Origin of the sequence: Kluyvera cryocrescens NBRC 102467 (assembly GCF_001571285.1) — a bacterium.
GTDB classification, from domain to species: Bacteria; Pseudomonadota; Gammaproteobacteria; order Enterobacterales; family Enterobacteriaceae; genus Kluyvera; species Kluyvera cryocrescens.
The window spans coordinates 385510-405502 of the sequence record NZ_BCTM01000001.1; the positions used below are offsets into that span (position 1 = coordinate 385510).

A 19993-nucleotide genomic window follows, 5' to 3' on the forward strand; every position below is an offset into this window, starting at 1 on the left:
TTTTTTACTTTGTCGCCGCCTCCCGTACAACCGCCTCCTTCCCTGTTGCCGAAATCACCTCGTTATTCACGCTATCTGCAAGCGTAATACCGCTAACCTGGGCAAAACTCCAGGCTTTGTCGGTATTGCCAAAGCTAACCTGATCGAACTGGCTGTCACGCAGAAAGGTGATTTTACTCGCCTGAACGTTGCGGAACTTCACATGGCTGAATGTCAGATTCTGATGATAGGCATCGCGCGGATAGGTAATACCGTACGCAGTCATCATCTCCAGCACCGTCATCCCATCAACCACAATGCTTTTTTTCGCTGCCGTACCGTCAACCGTGACATTCTGCACAGTAACGTCGCGGAACTGCGCCGGCTCAACGGCGGGCGTCGTGTCGTTAACATCGGCACTGTATTTGATGGTGAAGATAAACGGCTCTTTCGCCAGGTCTTTCATTGCGTTATTGCGGAACACCACATCGCGAGCGCCGCCGCCATAATAAGGCCGGCTTTTCATTCGCAGACCAATGTCGGTGAGATACATGACGTTATCTTCGGCAACGATCTTCTCAATCCATGCGCCGGTATGGCTACCGGTCACCACCGCACCGTGCCCTTTACGGAAGTAGTTATTGAAGATCCACGCGCCGCTTTGTGCTTTTTGCGCGAAGGTTTCCACGCCTTTGCCATAGCCAGCAGCAAAGTTCATACCGTCGTCACCGGTATCAAAGAAGTTATTGAATATCAGCCCATTCTGGCTATTTCCGAGTTCAATACCGTCGGCGTTATTGCCATCGAAAGTTTTATGCACCAGCCCATTCATGGTGATGTTCTCCGATTCCAATACCATCACCCCATGGAAGGCTGGGTTGAGGATCGTCAGCCCCTCAAGATAGAGATTACTGACGCCACGCAGCGTCATCAGGCTGGAACGGCGATTTTTATAGGCGCTATCGCGATCCATGCCGTCAGCAACCGCCTGTTCGGTCTGGTTTTTAGCCAAAATGCCGTCATCACCCACTTTTTTGGCGTTGCTGGCGCGATACTGCGGCAGTGAATTACCGATCTCATCGACAATAGACTCAGGTCCCCCCTGCTTCACGCCTCGCGTCCAGCCGTTGCCATCGACAGTGCCCTTCCCCACAATCCGAATATTGCGGAAGGTCCCCGCATGTGAACTGCCTTTATCATCGTCAGCCAGGGCATTAATAAGCGATGGCGGGCGTTTTGGTAACGGATTATCGGTGTATGGATAAAGGTAATAGCCCTTATTCAGCGGGTACTGCGCGGGATCTTCCGAACCGAGCAGCGTTGCCCCTTCGGCGATCTCCAGCGTCATATCGCTATGCAAGAACAGCGCGCCGGTTTTGAATACGCCGCCCTGCACCAGGACTTTACATCCTTGCGGATAGCGGGCCACCGTGCAGCTATCTATCGCCTGCTGTAGCGCAGCGGTATCCAACGTTTTCCCATCGCCCACCGCGCCGTGAGTTTTCACCTCCACCACGTGCGGCGTTTTGCGGGTATGCAGCGTCACCGGGGCGCTGTCGACCGACTCGTTGCCATCCGAATAGACCGCCCGCACGGTAAACTGGTATTCGCTATCGGCTTTCAAACCCTCGGCGGTAAAGCTACGCAGATCGACCTTGTGCTGCCAGCTATCGCTATCCAAAGACTGGTAAAAGTTATCGATATAGGGCTTGGCGGGGGAGAAACTATCCTGATTATCCCGCGCGCTCCCCAATAGCTCGCCACCACGATAGACGTGGTAGTCCACCACCTTATCGGCCTTCGTCAGTGGTTTTTCCCACACCAGTACCGCACGACTGTCGTCGGTGGAGAGAACCGGTGACTGAAGGTTTTGCGGCGCGGCCGATGCTTCACGCTGAGCGGCAGCGCTATCGTCGCAACCAACGGCGGCTCCGACGAACATCACTGCCGTCGCCAGCATGAACCGGGATGGCCTGAAAGCATTATGCATATTCTATTTTTCCTCTCTGTTATCCGCGGTTGCCTGCAAAACCGCGTCCATGAGCCTCACCCACCGGGAGTCAGCTCTCCCCTTTTAAAAATCAAAATAATCATTCACTTTAAATGAAACGTATTTTTATTTATTTTCTTGAGAAATAACTGAGAGTAAGGTCAAGATTTGACCGGCGCAAAAAATAGACAGGATCAGAATTGAGAGTGATATCACTCAAAACAGACGGTTACGCGAAGAGACAAAGCCCGCACGGCGCTGTGCGGGCTTGAGAGGAAGGTCTTAGCTTTTGCCAGAAGTGCGACGCTGTAGCTGGTCGCGCAGATTTGGCGGCGTGCCTTTAATGGTTAGAGTATCGGTTGCCGGATCCCAGTAAATACGCTCACCCAGCAGCATGGCATCGAAGTTAATCGTCAGCCCGCCGCCGCTACCGGCAAACTTGGTTAGCTGGCGCAGCGTACTGCGGTCCGCCGGGAAGCTCTCTTCCAGCTCGTAGCCTTTTTCAGCGGTAAACTCGCTGAAGCTCACTTCACTGACGCCAGAAAGCTCTTTTGACAGCGATTCCAGCTCAATTTCTTCCCCCGCCTGCAGCTGCTCGTTGCAATAGGCATACACCTGCTGGCGCACGTTTTGGCGTTCGTTTTTATCGAGCTGCGCTTCGGCAGCAAAATCGTCAACGGCTTGCAGCAGCCCACGGTTTTGCACCTTGGCGTTCAGCCCTTCGCTCGCGCCAAGGAAATCCATGAAGAAATCGGCCACTTTGCGCCCGACCCGACCTTTGAGGAAGGTCAGATAACGCGTTGACTCAGGATTGGTTTCCCACTCGGTCAGATCAATACGCGCCACGATATCCGCATGGTTGATATCCAGATAGTGGGTCGCACTGATATCCAGCTGTTCGTTGACGCGCATGCTGTTCAGGTTATTCAGCACCGCAACCAACAAATACTCTACCGCCAGATAGCGGTAGTGGCAAAACAGCACGATACCGCCGTCAGCAAACGGGTATTTCGCCAGCTCATCGCGCAGACGACCGGTGGCGGCACGGCTGAATGCGAGGAAATCCTCTTCGCCCTGACGCTGCAGTTTTAGCGCCTGCGCCAGTTCGCTCTCTTCGGTAAACAGGCCGTAAGCTTTGTTTTTCGCACTATACACCCGATGCAGCTCAGCCATCATCTCTTCAACCGGTGCGGTGGGCTCCAGCAGCGAATCGCGCAGCACAACGTCCAGGTTTTGCTCGTCGCGTTTGACGAGCTGATGCAAAGCAATCTGGTCGATATCCAGACTCATGTTAAACTCTCCTTTAAGATCGGGTGTATTCAACCACCCCCGATGCAACAGTGCAACACGCACATTACCGCAGTGGTGGCAGTATAATGGCGAAAGGATAACGCGTTACGCTGAAAAAAAGCGGAAAAAATACTGCTGCTACGGTAATATACTGCCCTTTAATGAACGGACCGATTTCGATTTATGCCACAACAATCCCGCTACAGTGATGAACACGTCGAACAGCTGCTGAGTGAGCTCGCCAACGTACTGGAAGAACATAAGACCCCAACCGACCTGTCTTTGATGGTGCTGGGTAATATGGTCACCAATCTGATTAACAGCAGCGTCGCTCCGGCTCAACGCCAGGCTATCGCGCGTTCTTTCGCCCAGGCGCTGCAGTCTTCTATTAACAGCGATCCTGCGCACTAAGGGTACAAGCAACAGTTTATGGTGACTCATCGTCAGCCTTACCGAGAAAAAGTCTCCCAGATGGTTAGCTGGGGACACTGGTTCGCCCTGTTCAACATGCTGTTGGCCATGGTGCTCGGTAGTCGCTATCTTTTTGTCGCCGACTGGCCGACGACGCTGGCAGGACGCATTTACTCCTACATCAGCCTTGTCGGGCATTTCAGCTTTTTGGTGTTTTCCGCCTATCTGCTGATCTTGTTCCCCCTGACCTTTATCGTCATGTCCCAGCGCTTAATGCGCTTCCTGTCCGCCATCCTGGCGACGGCTGGCATGACGATGCTGCTTATCGACAGCGAGGTCTTTACCCGCTTCCACCTGCACCTCAATCCGGTGGTGTGGGAACTGGTCATAAACCCCGACCAAAATGAAATGGCGCGCGACTGGCAGCTGATGTTTATCAGCGTGCCGGTGATTTTGCTGGTCGAGATGCTCTTTGCCACCTGGAGTTGGCAAAAACTGCGTAGCCTAACGCGCCGCCGCCACTACGCGCGCCCTGTTGCCTGGTTCTTCTTCGCCTCCTTCATCGCTTCACACGTGATGTATATCTGGGCTGATGCCAATTTCTATCGTCCGGTGACCATGCAGCGCGCCAACCTGCCGCTCTCTTATCCGATGACGGCGCGCCGTTTCCTGGAAAAACACGGTCTGCTGGACGCCCAGGATTATCAGCGTCGCCTGATTGAACAAGGCGATCCTGAAGCGGTTTCCGTTCAATACCCGCTGAGCGACTTGCGCTATCGGGATATGGGCGCTGGCAAAAATGTGCTGCTGATTACCGTCGACGGCCTGAACTACTCGCGCTACGAGCAGCAGATGCCATCGCTGGCAAACTTTGCGAACAGCAACGTTAACTTCACCCAACATATGAGTGCTGGCAACACCGCGGACAACGGTATCTTCGGCCTGTTCTACGGTATTTCACCGGCCTATATGGACGGCGTGCTCGCGGCGCGTATGCCTGCAGCGCTGATTAGCGCGCTCAACCAGCAGGGCTATCAGCTTGGGCTGTTCTCCTCTGATGGCTTTACCAGCCCAATTTATCGCCAGGCGCTGCTGTCTGACTTCTCCCTGCCGCCGAGTAAGTCACAAAATGACATGCAAACGGCCAGCCAGTGGATAAACTGGCTACAAAATAACGCGCAGGATGAAAACCGCTGGTTCTCGTGGGTTTCGTTCAACGGCACGACCGTCAACACGACTGAACTGAGCGATCGCCAATATAGCCGCGCAGCCGCTGACGTTGACACGCAGGTAGGTCGAGTACTGGATGCGCTCCGCGAGTCCGGCAAACTTGATGATACGGTCGTCATTATTACCGCAGGACACGGCATTGCGCTCAATAACCAGACGAGCAACTCCGATTGGTCACGCGCGCGACTTCAGGTTCCGTTAGTTATCCACTGGCCGGGGACACCGGCACAGCGTATTGATATGCTAACCGATCATAAAGATATTATGACTACCCTCATGCAGCGCCTGCTGCACGTCAGCACGCCAGCGAATGAATACTCGCAGGGGCAGGATCTGTTCAGTGCGACCCGTCGCCACAATTGGGTTACCGCTGCGGATAACAGCACGCTGGCGATTACCACACCGACCATTACGGTGGTGCTCGACCATAACGGCCACTATAAAACGTGGACCGCCTCCGGCGAGAAAGAGCACGATCCGAAACCGCAGCTCAGTTTGCTGCTACAGGTGCTGACCGAGGAAAAACGCTTCATCGCTAACTGATTGATTAATTGTGAATCAGTCGGCGGTTGCCCTCTTGCAATCAGCGATAAAAGCGGTAGTATTTTACCCATGCATCGGCACGTAGCGCAGCCTGGTAGCGCATCGTCATGGGGTGGCGAGGGTCGAGAGTTCAAATCTCTCCGTGCCGACCAACCGTTAAGTGGCAATCATGAGCTTAGGCTCCTGAAAAAGTCGTTATCGTACCCGCGGTGTAACACCGCGGGTATTAACTAACTTTATCTGCCCTATCTTCTGCTTCTTCCGCAAAACCCAATCAACTGATCGCCTATGTATCAATGAGAAGGCGTCGCCACTATGATTGACCCATGGTAAGACCCAAACGGTCGCTAACGCCCATATGCAACACGGGCAATGCGATACGCTCGATGACTAAGGATTGTTGATTCTATCGATTGACGGACACAAGCGATTGAAGGATTTATCGAAGAGGCTATCAAAGCCCCCTCTTATTTTTACTACAGCCTCTCATTAATAGTGATATCCACCGCCGGAACGACCACCACCAATGTGATCGCCCCCGCCTAATCCATGAGCGCTATTGCTATTAGCAGCATTATTAGAACCATTACCAGTACCACTGTGGTCATGACTACCGCTATTGGTTCCACGTCCGTTACTCCATGACTCACCTGCAAAAGGTGGATGTTTAGAAACTACATAACCTGGTACGGTAACCCCCGTTGCAGGACGAATAGAAGTACCAGAATAAACAGGTGCTTGTGGGTTTTTATTTGGATTAACTTGAGAGACTAAACCGGGATTATTCTTAGTACCGTAGTTATTTACCTGTGGATTTAGGTTCGGGTTTCCTTTAGTACCATAGTTAGCAACTGACTGAACTGCAGCATTAGCAGCCGCTTGCTCTGCACTGTTTAAATCAGCACTAGCTTGAGCACGTTCTGAATCGATACCCTTAACCGTATCGATCATTGCGTCAGCATCACGTCCCTGAGAATGTTTAGCTTCTTCATAACCATTATTAACAGCATCACCGTAACGATCCATATGGGCAGCGTGTTCTTGAGCCTGAGATAAATCAACAGCACTCGCAGCAAAAGAAGAAACAGATAATACAATTAAAGCAACAATAGAAAGTTTCATATGAAACATCATCACCATGAGTTAAATATTTGTATAAGAATAAAAAGAATCAAAGGACTACTAACAGGGGAAATTAATCTATTACTCTTTACACAGAATTACAATATTCAAAATAAAGAATGTTCAATTCAGGCGGTGAGGTAATACCAGTTATCCCTGATCATAATTATTAAAATGATTATTTTAGATTTATTTTTTAAATATTTGTATAACATTTGTACTTAAATAACAGACAATCGGTGAAGGATAAAGTTTGAACAGCAAACTAGTACACTGAAAGAAAAAAGAATCATTATTAAATAGATAAACTGACCTTATCGCAGGCCAGCGGTGCTATACTGACTAATAATCTCTATCTGGTATGGGATAAACGCGAGTGACAGCTACATCAGAGACTCTATTCTGACCATGCCCCCTTGAAACATAAGCAGTCAAAGCTAGTTGCGGCTCTTTTTTAGCTCCCCTACCGCTTTTTCAAGGCCCACAATATCATGGCTGGAGAGCAATGGCTGTAATGAGAGGATGTCATCTTCACTCATCGCATAGAGGTTTAACGCCTCTATGCGTTTGATATCTGATTCAACAAAGCGATACTTAATAAACTTTGCCGGATTACCGCCATATACCGCATAGGGTGGGACATCTTTAGTGACAACCGCACCAGCGGCAATAACTGCCCCCTCGCCTATCGTAACGCCCGGCATTATCATGGCGCGCATACCAATCCAGCACCCGTCTTTTATCACGGTGTTACCGCGCTCCTGGTAACATTCTTCTATTGATTCAGCAAAGGGGTAAAGACTGATCCAATCCATCCGATGGGTATGATTACCTCCCATCAGGATAACGGCCTCAGCAGCAATGCAGACAAAATTACCGATAAACAATTGGTCTACCGGCCCTAATGGCGGCCACGACTGGCTCGCCGCACTGCCGTGTAGATACCGGACGACTGAGCGCTCAAAACCATTATCCCAGCAGTCGCTGTAGTAACTGCGAGTCCCTTTTATAATAATGTTGGGGTTGGTCACCGTTTGGTGCAAATACTCAACTTCGGTCCAGTGTTTATCATTCATCTGCATGCACCATGTTGATTCATTGAAGTTAATGGTTATAGGCGTAGAGAGTAGATCAACCTTCACTTTTCTATCAAGTAGTTAGCATCGTAATAGCCTAACAAATTTTCAGGAAGCATCACTCCTGAGATAATCATTAGCGTGCTCAGCATCATCTCATTACCAACATTATTAACTTTAATTCATTTAACAAACGAGATACCAATAATTAAACAACACTTCATGTCAGTTTACTCACCGATAAGACATGCAACTTAATAATTGAAAATTCACTCATGTTCAGAACTATTATCAACGCATGATTAATAGCCACTTCTGCCGGGCCATTTTTAAATAGCGACAATGACTATTATCGGTAATGTATTTAATTATTTGTATAATATTTGTTTTGCTGTTACGGGTAACCCGTAACGAATATAAAATTAATCATCTGACATAAAATAGATGAGCACGCTAACGTACTTCGGGTGCTAAGAAAGGTCGCGGAATGCCCGCAAAAGGAAATCAGCCCCCTCATCTCTCTTTCTACCTGACGAATTCGGCTCAGAGCAGACGCTCTGAATAACACTCCCCGAAAAGAGAATACGCAGGAGCCCTACGTTTATTTCGCTATTTGCCAACGGCTATCAAAATGCGCCTGAAACTGGCTTATTACCGCAGGTTCATCCCGGATGACCAATACATTCTCCGAATTGGCCACCTCCGCGGATTGAGCAAAATTAAACGATCCCGTTTCCAGCATGTTGCCGTCAACAATCATCAGTTTGTCATGCTGGAGGTGATAATGATCGTCAAAGCGTAGCGCGATGCCATTTGCCTGTGCCAACGCAATAGCCTTTTGGCTTACCGCCCCCGCATTCCGATGCTTATCAATCACCGCCCTCACCTTCACCCCACGTTTTTCAGCGTGCACTAAGGCGCTAACAATATCTTTGGCCTGGAATGAGTACGCCATCATATCAATCGATACTTTCGCGTGATTGATCGATGCCAGTACCAGCGCACGCGCCGACCCTTCCGGTGAAAACCCAGCCTGCACAGAGGCATTGGCGACAGGGATAGCGCACAATATTGTGACTATAATGAGAAATCGCTTGATCATCATTCACTCGCAGAATGTCAGGACAGCACCGTTAGCAATGAAAGTGATAATCGCTACAATTATTCATAAACTCAATATATAGAACTATTCCTAATGCAAAATTCAGTAAAATACGATTACCATTGATGTCAGGAATGATATTCTCCTCTTGTTGCATACTGATAAAAAGGATGAACAGTGAAAAACACACACAAACTTGCCGCTTCATTACTCGCCATCGTCTGTGCTTCCAGCACCGCCTGGGCCGCAGAACAGCCGCTGGAAAAGGTTGCGCCCTACCCGCAGGCGCAGAAAGGCATGAAGCGTCAGGTTATTCAGTTGCCGGAACAAAAAGATGAATCTGCCTTTAAGGTAGAATTATTGGTTGGCCAGAATCTGGAAGTCGACTGCAACCACCACCGTCTGGGCGCGAAGCTGGAAAGCAAAACGCTGGAAGGCTGGGGTTACGACTACTACGTGGTTGAGAAAGTCAGTGGCCCGATGTCCACCATGATGGCGTGCCCTGACAAAAAGAAAACCAAACAGTTTGTTACCGCTTCACTGGGTGACGACGGCATGCTGCGCTACAACAGCAAACTGCCGATCGTGGTCTATACCCCAGAAAACGTCGATGTGAAATACCGCGTTTGGGAAGCCCAGGAAACCGTACAGAACGCCGTTGTGCGTTAATCACTCAATCCCGGGCCGCTTATCCGGGTTTGAGAAACGAAAAAACCGGCCAACTGGCCGGTTTTTTTATACCTGACACTTACAGTGCGATATCCGCGATTTCCTTCACTTCGAGCGGCTTCGACGGTGTCTGAACCGCGGGAACCGGATCGGCTTCGCGCGCAACTTCGTGACGCAGCCCCAGCACTTCGCTGGTATAGGCGAGCGTCTGGTCGATTAAATGTGGATTCTCAGTCAGCGTCGAACCGTACGTGGGTACCACGGCGCGGATTTTTTGCTGCCACTCGGCGGTCTGCATTTTCTCTTTGAACACTTTCTCCAGCAGATCCAGCATGATCGGGGCCGCCGTTGATGCGCCCGGTGATGCCCCCAGCAGCGCGGCCACGGTGCCTTCGTCATCACTCACCACTTCGGTGCCCAGGCGCAAAACGCCGCCGATACGCGCGTCGCGTTTAATAATCTGCACCCGCTGACCCGCCTGCCATAAGCGCCAGTCCTGCTTTTTGGCCATCGGATAGTAGGCGCGCAGCGCCGCATGGCGGTCTTTATCTTTTTGCAGCACCTGCCCCACCAGATATTTGACCAGGTCAAAGTTATCCAGCCCAACGTTCAGCATCGGCAAAATGTTCGATTTGTTGGTGGACGCCAGCAGATCCCACAGTGAGCCGTTTTTCAAAAAACGCGTCGAGAAGGTCGCAAACGGCCCAAACAGCACCACTCGTTTACCATCAATAATGCGAGTGTCAATGTGCGGGACCGACATGGGTGGCGCACCGACCGAAGCCTGACCGTAGACTTTCGCCAGATGGTGATTGACCACTTCAGGGTTGTCACACACCAGGAATTGGCCCCCCACCGGGAAGCCCGCGTACTCTTTCGCCTGCGGAATTTTGGTCTGCTGCATCAATTTCAGCGCCGCACCGCCGGCACCGATAAAGATAAACTTGGCTTTAATGGTACGTTTAGCATGGCTGTTGTTGGCATCAGACACCGTGACGTTCCAGCTGTTGTCCGCATTGCGGTGGAAGCGGCGAACCACGGTGTTGAGCTGCAGCGTGAAGCGGTCGTGTTTTTTCAGTGCGTTAATCATCTGACGGGTGATCTCGCCATAGTTAACGTCAGTGCCCGCTTCAGTGCGCGTAGCGGCAATTTTCTGCTGCGGGTCACGCCCTTCCATCACCAACGGTGCCCACTGTTTAATTTGTTCGTGGTCTTCAGAGTAGCGCATGCCGTTAAACAGCGGGCTCTTTTGCAGCGCGCGGTAGCGTGCACGCAGGAAGTTTACGTTGTCATCGCCCCACACAAAGCTCATGTGCGGCACGGTATTGATAAAGCTTTTCGGCTGCGTCAGCACGCCGCGCGTCACCTGGTGTGCCCAGAACTGACGAGAAATCTGGAAGGCTTCGTTAATATCAATGGCTTTTTCGATGCTGACGGAGCCGTCAGCTTTTTGCGGAGTATAGTTGAGTTCCATCAGCGCCGAGTGCCCGGTACCGGCGTTGTTCCAGCCGTTTGAGCTCTCTTCCGCCACGCTTTCCATCTGCTCAACCATGGTAATCGACCAGTCTGGCTCAAGCTCCTGCAGCCATGTACCCAGCGTAGCGCTCATGATTCCGCCACCGATCAGCAATACGTCTGTCTCGTGCACCACACGAGCCTTCGCCTTAGTCGCCACAGAAACCTTCTCGGTACCCGATTTCTGTGCGTTGGGTACAGCTTTGTTCTTTTTCATCGTAGGGGGCCTTACTTGACTTGCGATTTGTTACATGCAGGTAAAAACATCCGTACGGTTAAGTTACCACCAGGCGGGGTGAATTTAAATATTGTTTAAAATTTAAGTTGAGTTTTGAGATCTGTTATTAAAATGTTTAATAAATGTGTACAGAAAATGAGATTTGGTACTGGTAGAGTGTGACGGGAAGCGGTATTATTCTCCCCTTTGTGATGGTACGCACGGAAGCTGTGGCTTATGGAAAACCGGCCATCGATAACCTGCGAACAACCTATGCCAAACACCCCCTCTTCTTCATCTCTATTGACCACTTTGCAATCCCCCGCGCTATTAACGCGTGAAGTACTGGCGGGCGTGATTACCGCGCTGGCGCTCATCCCGGAAGTCATTTCATTTTCCGTCATTGCCGGCGTCGATCCTAAAGTTAGCCTGATCGCTTCCGTGGTTTTGTGTCTGTCGATGTCGTTTCTCGGTGGCCGTCCAGCGATGGTCACTGCGGCGGCCGGTTCCGTCGCGCTGGTGATCGGCCCGATGGTACACCAGCATGGGGTCGCATACATCCTGCCAGCGGTAGTAATGGCAGGTATTATCCAGATACTGTTTGCCGTATGCGGCATGGCAAAGCTGATGCGCTTCATCCCAGCTTCGGTCATGAGCGGTTTTGTTAACGCTCTGGGTATCCTGATTTTCTTTGCTCAGGTCCCCCACTTTTGGAGCCGTAGCCCGCTCATCGTCGCCCTGTTTGCCGCGACCATTTTGATTGTTCTGTGGCTCCCCAAAGTCGTTAAAAGCGTTCCGTCACCCTTGGTCGCGGTCGTTTTACTCACGCTGTACACCGCAACCAGCGGACAGACTCTGCCCACGGTGGGCGATGAGGGGTCGATGGCGGGTGGGCTTCCGGGGCTCACCCAGTGGCTGGTTCCGTTTAATCTCAATACGCTACAAATTATCTGGCCCTGCGCACTGAGTATCGCTTTTGTCGGACTGATGGAGTCACTGCTCACCGCCAAATTGGTGGATGATTTAACGCTGACGCCATCAAACAAAACCCGCGAGAGCGCGGGTCTGGGCATCGCCAATATCCTGGCCGGCTGCTATGGCGGTATCGCGGGCTGCGCGATGATCGGTCAAACGATTGTTAACGTGGAGATGGGCAAAGGACGCAGCCGCGTTTCTACCGTCGCTGCTGCGCTGGTCCTGCTGCTATTGGTCACCGCATTAAGCGAAGTCATGGCGTTGATCCCGATGTCGGTACTGGCGGGCATCATGGTGATTGTGGCGTTTAAAACCTTTAGCTGGCAGAGCCTCCAGCCGGCAACGCTTAAACTCACGCCGTGGCCGGAAACCCTGGTGATGTTGATGACCGTCGCCGCGACGGTCACTACCGGAAACCTGGCCATTGGCGTACTGGCCGGCATTATTATGCTGCTGCTGGTTCCCGCACGGCTGAAACAGCGGGCAAAACTTAAAGCAGAAACAGCGTCGCCAGCCCAAGAAAAATAAAGAAGCCCCCGGTGTCGGTGATCGCGGTGATCATCACGCTTGAACCGACCGCCGGGTCGCGACCCAACTTGACCATGATCATCGGGATCAGCACGCCCATGACCGAGGCCACCAGCAGGTTGAGGATCATCGCCAGCGACATCACTGCTCCCAAATGCATATCGTCATACAAGAACCAGGTGACGCCGCCCATAATTCCGCCCCAGACGATACCGTTAATCAGCGCCACGCCCATTTCACGTAGGATCAGGAACGAAAAGTTACCCGGCTGAATATGCTGTAATGCCAGCGCGCGCACAATCATGGTGATCGTCTGGTTACCGGTGTTGCCGCCAATACCGGCCACAATAGGCATAAGCGACGCCAGCGCCACCAGCTGTGAAATCGTATGTTCAAAACCGTCAATTACCCGCGAGGCTATAAACGCGGTGCAAAGGTTAATCGCCAGCCATGCCCAACGGGTTTTCACCGCTTTCATCACCGGCGCATAAACGTCTTCATCGCTACTCAAGCCCCCCATACGGCGTAAATCGCTGTCGGTCTCTTCGTAGACCACATCAACGATCTCATCGATGGTTAAACGCCCCATCAGTTTGCCCTGGGAATCAATCACCGCGGCGCTGATCAGGTTGTCACGTTCGAAGGTACGCGCGACGATTTCTGATTTCTCTTCCGGATGGAAAGCCACCGGTTCGGCCTCCATCACCTCATGAACAAGGCGATCGGCGGGGTTGAGCAATATCGTTTTCAGTTCCAGTTCGCCAATCAGCGTTTGGTCGCGCTGAATGACAAACAGCTTATCGGTATTCTCCGGCATTTTTCCCAGTCGCCGCAGAAAGCGTTGGACCGAGGCGAGCGTCACATCCGGCCGGATAGTGATCACCTCGAACTCCATGATCGAACCGACGCAGTCGTGGGCATAGTTCATCACCTGTCGTACGCGCGCGCGTTCTTCAGGCGTCATGGAGGCCAGCAGACGTCCAGTCAGATCGCGAGGCAGGTGCTGAACGAGGTAAATCTGTTCGTCAATATCCAGCGTTTGCAGTGCATCGAGCAACGCCCGGTCGCTCATGTCTTCGATGAGGTCGTCCCAGACGTTCTCCGATGCTTCCAGCAACACTTTCCCGCGGCGATCGTCTTCGATCATGTTCCACAGCGCGTGACGCTCTTCTGACGGCAAGGCTTCCAGGGTATCGGCCAGATCCGCCGGCTGCAGATGTGCCACCAGCGCGCCGACCTCCGCCAGGTCGTCAACCAGCGTACTTTCATCATACTGTTCGGCGAGCGTCAGTTTGCCCAGCAGCGCAGAGGTAATGGCCTTATCGGTGGTCAACAACCAGATAAGGCGCATACGCTCTTCGTCGCGCAGCCGAGCGCTGTTCTTCTTCAACAGAGACATGAATAATCCTTATTCGTCAAGGTTCGCCCAGTCGGATGAGTGGGCGCTCTAAGCATAGCGCGGGGTATGTAAAAAAGGCTAAACGGGCCGCTCAAGCGTTGAAAAAAACGCCAAAGCGGCCAAAAAATCAGGCAGTTCGGGCTACGGCGTCTCGCGAGGCGCGTTCGCGCTCTTCGCCTACCAGCTCACTAAGCTGACCGTTACGCATCTCCAGTAGACGATCGGCATGCACGAAATAGTGATCGTCATGGCTGATGGCGAAAATCGTTTTACCCATTTGCTGCATCAGCGGCAGCAGCACCTGATAAAATTCGCGGCGGAAATGCGGATCCTGATCGGCGGCCCATTCATCCAGCATAATGATATCGCGCTCTTCCGCCAGGGCCAGCAGCAGCGCCACGCGCTTCTTCTGCCCCTTGGACAATTTCAGATCCAGAATACGACCATTATCGAGTTTGACCTTATGGGTCATTTGCAGCTGCGTCAGCCATTTATCGACCAGTTGCGGATCCGCCTGTTGGCCATCCGGCCCCAGTAAGTGTTCGAACAGCCAGACATCGGTGAACACCGCCGAGAACAGTTTGCGGTAATCTTCCGGCTTTTCTGCCGCCAGCGGTTGTCCGTCGAGAAGAATCTGTCCGGAAACCGGTTGATACAGCCCGGTCAGCAGCATCGCCAGCGTGGATTTACCGCTACCGTTGCCGCCAATCAGGAACACCAGTTCACCGCGTTTTAGCGTCAGATTCAGCGGGCCAACGGCAAATGTGTTGTCTTCATAGTGGAAGCTCACATCGCGCAACTCAAGCGTTTGCCAGTTCGAGTGCGCCACAGGCTGCGGGAACGCTTCCTGATATGGCGCGAGGGAAAACGTCTTGAGCTTGTTGAATGCCACCTGTGCGCTTAACAACGTTGGCAGCGCACCTACCGCCGACAGCAGCGGCGTACGCAGGAACAGCAGCGTCAACGAATAGGTGGCGGCCACATTGGTATCAGCCCAGCCCAGACCGTTAGCCATCCAGAACACCAGGCCAATTGCGCCCAGCATCATAATATTCGACCAGTTCACCGCGCTCAGGTGGAAGGTATCCGCCCGGACAATATGATGGCGATAGGCTTTGGCATCCGGCGTGAACTGCTGTTCAAAAACGTATTCCGCACGTTCGCGATTGAGCGTCAGCTCTTTGCGTCCTTCCAGCACCGTTTGATAGTCGTTATACAGCCGGTCTTCCGTTTCGCGCAGCGTCGCCATGTGCTTATAGACGCGTGCAACCAATAAGAAACCACCCCAGATGGTCAACGCCACCCACAGCGCGGTGATCAGCAGCATTTTGGTTGACAGCACCGCCAGATAGGCGGCAGAACCAAAGGTCAGAATAATTCCCTGCACCAGTTCAGGCAGACGCACGAAGGCAATGGTGATGGCGCGGATATCGCTGGTCAGCCCCGCCAACAGCGACGCACTGCCGAGCTTCTCCACCCGTTCAACCTGGGTGTCGAGAATACGTTTGATAAATTCACGACGCAGGCGGTAGACAAAGTGGTGCCCTAACGTGGTGAGTGCCAACTGGGATCCCAGCGTGACCGCCATCAGCAGCAGCAGCAGGCCTAGAAATTCCGGCAGTACGGCAAAAGTGGTATCGACCGTCTCAATCAGACGGACGTTGATAAAGGCGATGAGACCGATACCCAGCACCGCGCTGAGCAAGCTCAACGCCATTACGCCAATAAAAGGCCAGCGATATTGACGCCAGACAAGTAACAGAAGTTCCATAGCAGCAACCAGCAAGAAAAAACAGCCAGCAGTGTAAACTGCTCAGAGGTTACATCAAGAATAATTCTTATTTTTATTCATCATTCCGTGGCGCGACGGAAGGTCAGATTATAGCGCCATGGGCCAACCTGAGGATGGCTGCCCGCTTTGAGCGGTAAAATAGCATGATAAAAGAGCCGTGACTCACCGCCCCATACCACGATATCACCGTGTTCCAGCCACACGCGCTGAAGCGGATCGGTACGTTTCAGGCCACCAAACTGAAAGGTCGCAGGCAAACCGAGCGAGACGGAGACAATTGGGGCGTCCAGCCGCGCCTCATCTTTGTCCTGATGCAGCGACAGCTTTGCCCCGGGCTGGTAGCGGTTAATCAGGCAGGCATCAGGGTCAAACGCCGGATAGCCCGCGTGGCTCGCCGCGGCTTGGGCGAGCGTGCGAAAACAGTCTGGCATTGCGGGCCACGGTTTTCCGGTCAGCGGATCGACGGCGGCATAGCAGTAACCGTGCCGGTCTGTACTCCAGCCATACGGGCCGCAATTGGTCATCGCCACCGACATGGTATAACCGCCTGGAGTCACCATCTGGCGAAAAGGGGAAATGGCAGCCACCTGTGCAATGGTAGCAAACAGTACCGCACTCTGCTCGCGCGCCTGGCGGCGAAGAATCACCGCACCGGGCGCCAGCGGTTCTGACCAAGGCATTTCATCAGCAAACAGATCCAGCATCAGCGCTCCTTTTCTCGTTGTAGAAGTGCCGCTTTACGCGCCACGCCCCAGCGATAGCCAGAAAGAGAACCATCGCCACGCACAACCCGGTGGCATGGCACCAGAATAGCCAGCCGATTTGCTGCACAGGCGCTGGCCACCGCCCGCACTGCCTGTGGATTCCCCATGCTTTGAGCGACCTGCTGATAGCTGCGCGTCTCTCCCGCCGGTATAGCGCGCAAAGCCTGCCATACCTGCTGTTGGAATGCGGTGCCGCGAATGTCTAAGGGTAATGATAATGATGCCACCGGTTGATTGAGGCTGGTGATAACCTCGGCGATTTGCAGGCTGAAGGCCGCATCAGCCGGTAGGCAGCGCGCCGCAGGTAAGCTGCGCTGTAGTTCATCCACCAGCGCTGAATCATCATCCCCCAGCAGCACGGCGCAAATCCCACGTTCGCTTATTGCCACCAGACAGCGCCCCAGTGAGCACTCACCTGTCGCATAGTGTATCTCTGCCGCTTTGCCGCCCTGTCGATAGCTTTTCGCCGTCATGCCGAGCATGTCATCAGCATGCCGATAATAGCTGCTACTGGTTGGAAATCCGGCCGCCAGCACCGCGTGCGTGACGGTTTCGCCCTCAGTTAACGTTTCGCGTAAGCGCCGCGCACGCCACGCCTGCTGCCAGCCTTTCGGCGTCATACCGGTGATTGATTTGAACATGCGATGGAAATGATATGGACTGACCGCAACAGCCTGAGCAAGCGCGTCCAGCGTCAGCGGAGTTTCCTGCTCCAGCAATCGGCAGGCATAGGCAACCTTATCAATTTTCTGCTGTTCAGGCGTGAGCGCTGTAGGCTGACAGCGTTTACAGGGGCGAAATCCGGCGGCCAATGCCGCATCGGCATTGGGATAGAAACGCACGTTGCGCCGTAGCGCATGACGGGCGCGACAGGACGGACGGCAAAAAATACCGGTCGTTTGCACCGCAAAGACGAATTGACCATCCGCATCGTCGCGGCGGTCGAGGACCGCTTGCCAGCGATCTTCGTCGGTATGTAGCGTGTGAGATGTCATAACAGGCTCCTCCCTTTAGTGTAACCATCACTGTGCCCAAAGGGAGGAATTAAAAAACCCACAATCTTGCTTTTTAATTTTTCCCGCCGACGAGGAATGTCTTGAACTGCGGCGACATCCAGGTGGTGAAACCATCGCCATCTTTCATAATCATGTATACCGCCAACCCGTACTCACGAACAACCTGCTGGGCTTTTTGCGGGCCAAGCACCATTAAACCGGTATCCCAGCCATCGGCTTCCAGGGCGGTTGGCGCAATGACCGTCACCGAGACCAGCTTATGGGTAATTGGCCGCCCGGTTTGCGGGTCGATAACGTGTGAGATCCGCTGGCCGTCGAGCTCGTAGTAGTTACGATAGCTGCCGGATGTACTAATCCCGTGGCCGTTAATATCAACGATGGCCTGCACCGCGTTTTCCCGGTCCGTGGGCTTTTGTATCGCCACTCGCCAAGGCTGTCCCTCGGCGTTCATACCACGGCTCACCAACGCGCCGCCAACCGAAACCAGATAACGAGAGATCCCTTCTTCGGTCATCAATCGTGCCAGATGATCGGCCGCATAGCCTTCACCAACGGTGGAGAGATCGACATACAGATCGGGGATCGATTTTTGCAAATACTGCCGGCCTGAACGGTTAATCACCGAGAGAAACGCGAGCCCGGTACGCGCTTTAGCGGCATCAATTTGCGCCTGGGTCGGGGTTTTGACCGGCTGTTTATCCGGGCCAAAGCCCCACAGATTAACCAGCGGGCCGACGGTGATATCCATGGCCCCCTGCGTTTTATAGCCGATACGCAGCGACTCAGTGACAATATCCGCCATGGCTTCATTAACTGGCCACGGGGTCATGCTGTTGGAATGGTTAAAGCGCATCAGGGCGGAGTCATTTTTCCACGTTGATAGCAACTGATCGTCAGCGTCGAGCTGTTGTTGCACTTTTTGTCGGAGATCTTCCGCCCGCGCGTTATCCATTCCCACTACGCTAACGCGCCAGAATGTGCCCATGGTTTTGCCTTCAAGCACGGTCGCCACCGCTTTTGGCGCCGGGGGAGCGCTGGCGTTATCGCAGCCAGCCAGCAGTAAAACGACGCTTACCAGCGCCACACGTAACAATGTCATTTCCATCCGTTATTACCCTCCTGCAATCGGCGCAAGAGTACACTAATTCACTAAATTCCGGCATAAAAAAAGGGGCCAAATGGCCCCTTTTCGCGGTGTTAACAGTATTAGAACTGGTAAACTATACCCAGTGCAACGATGTTATCGGTAGAGATACCGGCTGCAGTGGTGAAGTCGTTTTTGTCCAGCAGGTTGATTTTGTAGTCAACGTAGGTAGACATGTTTTTGTTGAAGTAGTAAGTCGCACCTACATCAACATATTTCAGCAGATCCTGGTCGCCGTAGTTGCCGCCAGCAACACCGTTGTCGATGTTTTTGCCTTTAGACTGCAGGTAAGCGATGGATGGACGCAGACCGAAGTCGAACTGGTACTGTGCAACCACTTCGAAGTTCTGAGCTTTGTCAGCATAACCGTAAACGCCAGCGTTCGGGGAACCACCGAAACGAGTTGCGTTGTAAGTCTGGGTGTACTGCGCTGCCAGATAGATGTTGTTAGCGTCGTATTTCACGCCACCAGAATAGGTTTCAGCACGATCGCCGCTACCGTAGATTTCGCTGGTGCCAGTCTGAACGCCTGCATCATTTTTGATTGCGAAGGAGCTGTTGTTCTGATCGGTGGTACGTTTGGAGGAGGAGATTGCACCACCAACGCTGAAGCCTGCACCGATGTCATAAGTGATGGAACCGCCGAAGCCGTCACCGTTCTGTTTCAGAGCCTGACGACCGTTAGCCGTTGCGCCTTCACCAGAAACGCTGCCGTTTTTACCCTGATACTGCAGAGCAAAGTTCAGACCATCAACCAGACCGAAGAAGTCGGTGTTACGGTAGGTCGCAACGCCGTTAGCACGGGATTGCATGAAGTTGTCGGAACCGTAGGTGTCGCCGCCGAATTCTGGCAGAACGTCAGTCCAGGAAGTAACGTCGTAAACAACGCCGTAGTTACGACCGTAGTCGAAAGAACCAGCGTCAGCAACGCGGATACCAGCGAAGCCCACACGAGTCCACGCCTGATCAGAAGAACCTTCGGTGTTGTTCGCCTGAACGTTGTATTCCCACTGGCCGTAACCGGTCAGCTGATCGTTAACCTGAGTTTCACCTTTGAAGCCCAGACGAACGTAAGACTGGTCGCCGTCGTTACCGTTGTCGCTAGAGAAATAGTGCAGGCCGTCGACTTTACCGTACAGATCTAATTTGTTGCCATCTTTGTTATAAATTTCAGCCGCATTTGCTGCGCCCGCTACCAGCAGAGCTGGTACCAGGAGGGACAGTACTTTAA

Annotated in this window: 16 protein-coding genes and 1 tRNA gene; 5 read left to right on the forward strand and 12 right to left on the reverse strand. The window is 52.7% G+C overall.

Annotated features, from left to right (window positions below; all coding sequences use genetic code 11):
* Window positions 1-4 precede the first annotated feature (4 nt).
* A complete protein-coding gene (locus KCR01S_RS01810) occupies window positions 5-1969 on the reverse strand; it encodes a glycosyl hydrolase family 28 protein (RefSeq protein ID WP_061279437.1) in 1965 nt (654 codons plus the stop codon).
* A gap of 282 nt (window positions 1970-2251) precedes the next feature.
* Complete coding sequence (gene yejK / locus KCR01S_RS01815) at window positions 2252-3259, reverse strand: nucleoid-associated protein YejK (RefSeq protein ID WP_061279438.1); 1008 nt, start codon at window positions 3257-3259, stop codon at window positions 2252-2254.
* A 183-nt stretch (window positions 3260-3442) separates the two neighbouring features.
* On the opposite strand from yejK, the gene KCR01S_RS01820 reads away from it, so the two are divergent.
* The 3 genes from KCR01S_RS01820 (at window position 3443) to KCR01S_RS01830 (ending at window position 5595) form a co-directional block, all read left to right on the forward strand.
* Complete coding sequence (locus tag KCR01S_RS01820) at window positions 3443-3670, forward strand: YejL family protein (protein ID WP_061279439.1); 228 nt, start codon at window positions 3443-3445, stop codon at window positions 3668-3670.
* Window positions 3671-3688: 18 nt separating this feature from the next.
* Window positions 3689-5443 (forward strand): LPS biosynthesis-modulating metalloenzyme YejM, encoded by a 1755-nt coding sequence (gene yejM / locus KCR01S_RS01825; protein WP_061279440.1) that lies wholly within the window; start codon window positions 3689-3691, stop codon window positions 5441-5443.
* 75 nt (window positions 5444-5518) lie between these two features.
* A tRNA-Pro gene (locus KCR01S_RS01830) sits at window positions 5519-5595 on the forward strand.
* Between the two features lie 337 nt (window positions 5596-5932).
* Here the strand turns inward: KCR01S_RS01830 and KCR01S_RS23775 are convergent.
* From KCR01S_RS23775 to KCR01S_RS01840, 3 genes are all read right to left on the reverse strand, one after another.
* Window positions 5933-6565: a hypothetical protein gene (locus KCR01S_RS23775; RefSeq protein ID WP_072277056.1), complete on the reverse strand. Its 633-nt coding sequence runs from the start codon at window positions 6563-6565 to the stop codon at window positions 5933-5935.
* Window positions 6566-7002: 437 nt separating this feature from the next.
* Window positions 7003-7641, reverse strand: coding sequence for a CatB-related O-acetyltransferase (locus tag KCR01S_RS01835; protein ID WP_061279471.1), 639 nt, complete (start codon window positions 7639-7641; stop codon window positions 7003-7005).
* Between the two features lie 601 nt (window positions 7642-8242).
* A complete protein-coding gene (locus KCR01S_RS01840) occupies window positions 8243-8746 on the reverse strand; it encodes a phospholipase D family nuclease (protein ID WP_156478730.1) in 504 nt (167 codons plus the stop codon).
* A 174-nt stretch (window positions 8747-8920) separates the two neighbouring features.
* On the opposite strand from KCR01S_RS01840, the gene eco reads away from it, so the two are divergent.
* Entirely contained in the window at window positions 8921-9412 is a 492-nt protein-coding gene (gene eco / locus KCR01S_RS01845; protein WP_061279441.1) for a serine protease inhibitor ecotin, read from the forward strand.
* 79 nt (window positions 9413-9491) lie between these two features.
* Here the strand turns inward: eco and mqo are convergent, their stop codons facing one another.
* A complete protein-coding gene (gene mqo, locus KCR01S_RS01850) occupies window positions 9492-11144 on the reverse strand; it encodes a malate dehydrogenase (quinone) (protein ID WP_061279442.1) in 1653 nt (550 codons plus the stop codon).
* Window positions 11145-11417: 273 nt separating this feature from the next.
* Here mqo and KCR01S_RS01855 point away from each other — a divergent pair, with 273 nt between their 5' ends.
* Window positions 11418-12647, forward strand: coding sequence for a SulP family inorganic anion transporter (locus KCR01S_RS01855; RefSeq protein ID WP_061279443.1), 1230 nt, complete (start codon window positions 11418-11420; stop codon window positions 12645-12647).
* On the opposite strand, the gene mgtE is transcribed toward KCR01S_RS01855, so the two are convergent.
* The 6 genes from mgtE to KCR01S_RS01885 all read right to left on the reverse strand — a co-directional run.
* Entirely contained in the window at window positions 12610-14046 is a 1437-nt protein-coding gene (gene mgtE, locus KCR01S_RS01860; protein ID WP_061279444.1) for a magnesium transporter, read from the reverse strand. The two genes, KCR01S_RS01855 and mgtE, sit on opposite strands and share 38 nt — an antisense overlap.
* Before the next feature lie 127 nt (window positions 14047-14173).
* Window positions 14174-15817: a multidrug ABC transporter permease/ATP-binding protein gene (locus KCR01S_RS01865; protein WP_061279445.1), complete on the reverse strand. Its 1644-nt coding sequence runs from the start codon at window positions 15815-15817 to the stop codon at window positions 14174-14176.
* A gap of 80 nt (window positions 15818-15897) precedes the next feature.
* Complete coding sequence (gene alkB / locus KCR01S_RS01870) at window positions 15898-16542, reverse strand: DNA oxidative demethylase AlkB (RefSeq protein WP_061279446.1); 645 nt, start codon at window positions 16540-16542, stop codon at window positions 15898-15900.
* On the reverse strand, window positions 16542-17597 hold the full coding sequence (ada, locus tag KCR01S_RS01875) for a bifunctional DNA-binding transcriptional regulator/O6-methylguanine-DNA methyltransferase Ada (protein WP_061279447.1): 1056 nt from the start codon (window positions 17595-17597) through the stop codon (window positions 16542-16544). Before ada ends, alkB begins: the two co-directional genes overlap by 1 nt.
* Before the next feature lie 73 nt (window positions 17598-17670).
* Window positions 17671-18723, reverse strand: coding sequence for an FAD:protein FMN transferase ApbE (gene apbE, locus KCR01S_RS01880; RefSeq protein WP_061279448.1), 1053 nt, complete (start codon window positions 18721-18723; stop codon window positions 17671-17673).
* A 101-nt stretch (window positions 18724-18824) separates the two neighbouring features.
* On the reverse strand, window positions 18825-19993 hold a 1169-nt coding region (locus KCR01S_RS01885), incomplete at its 5' end, for a porin OmpC (protein ID WP_072277057.1).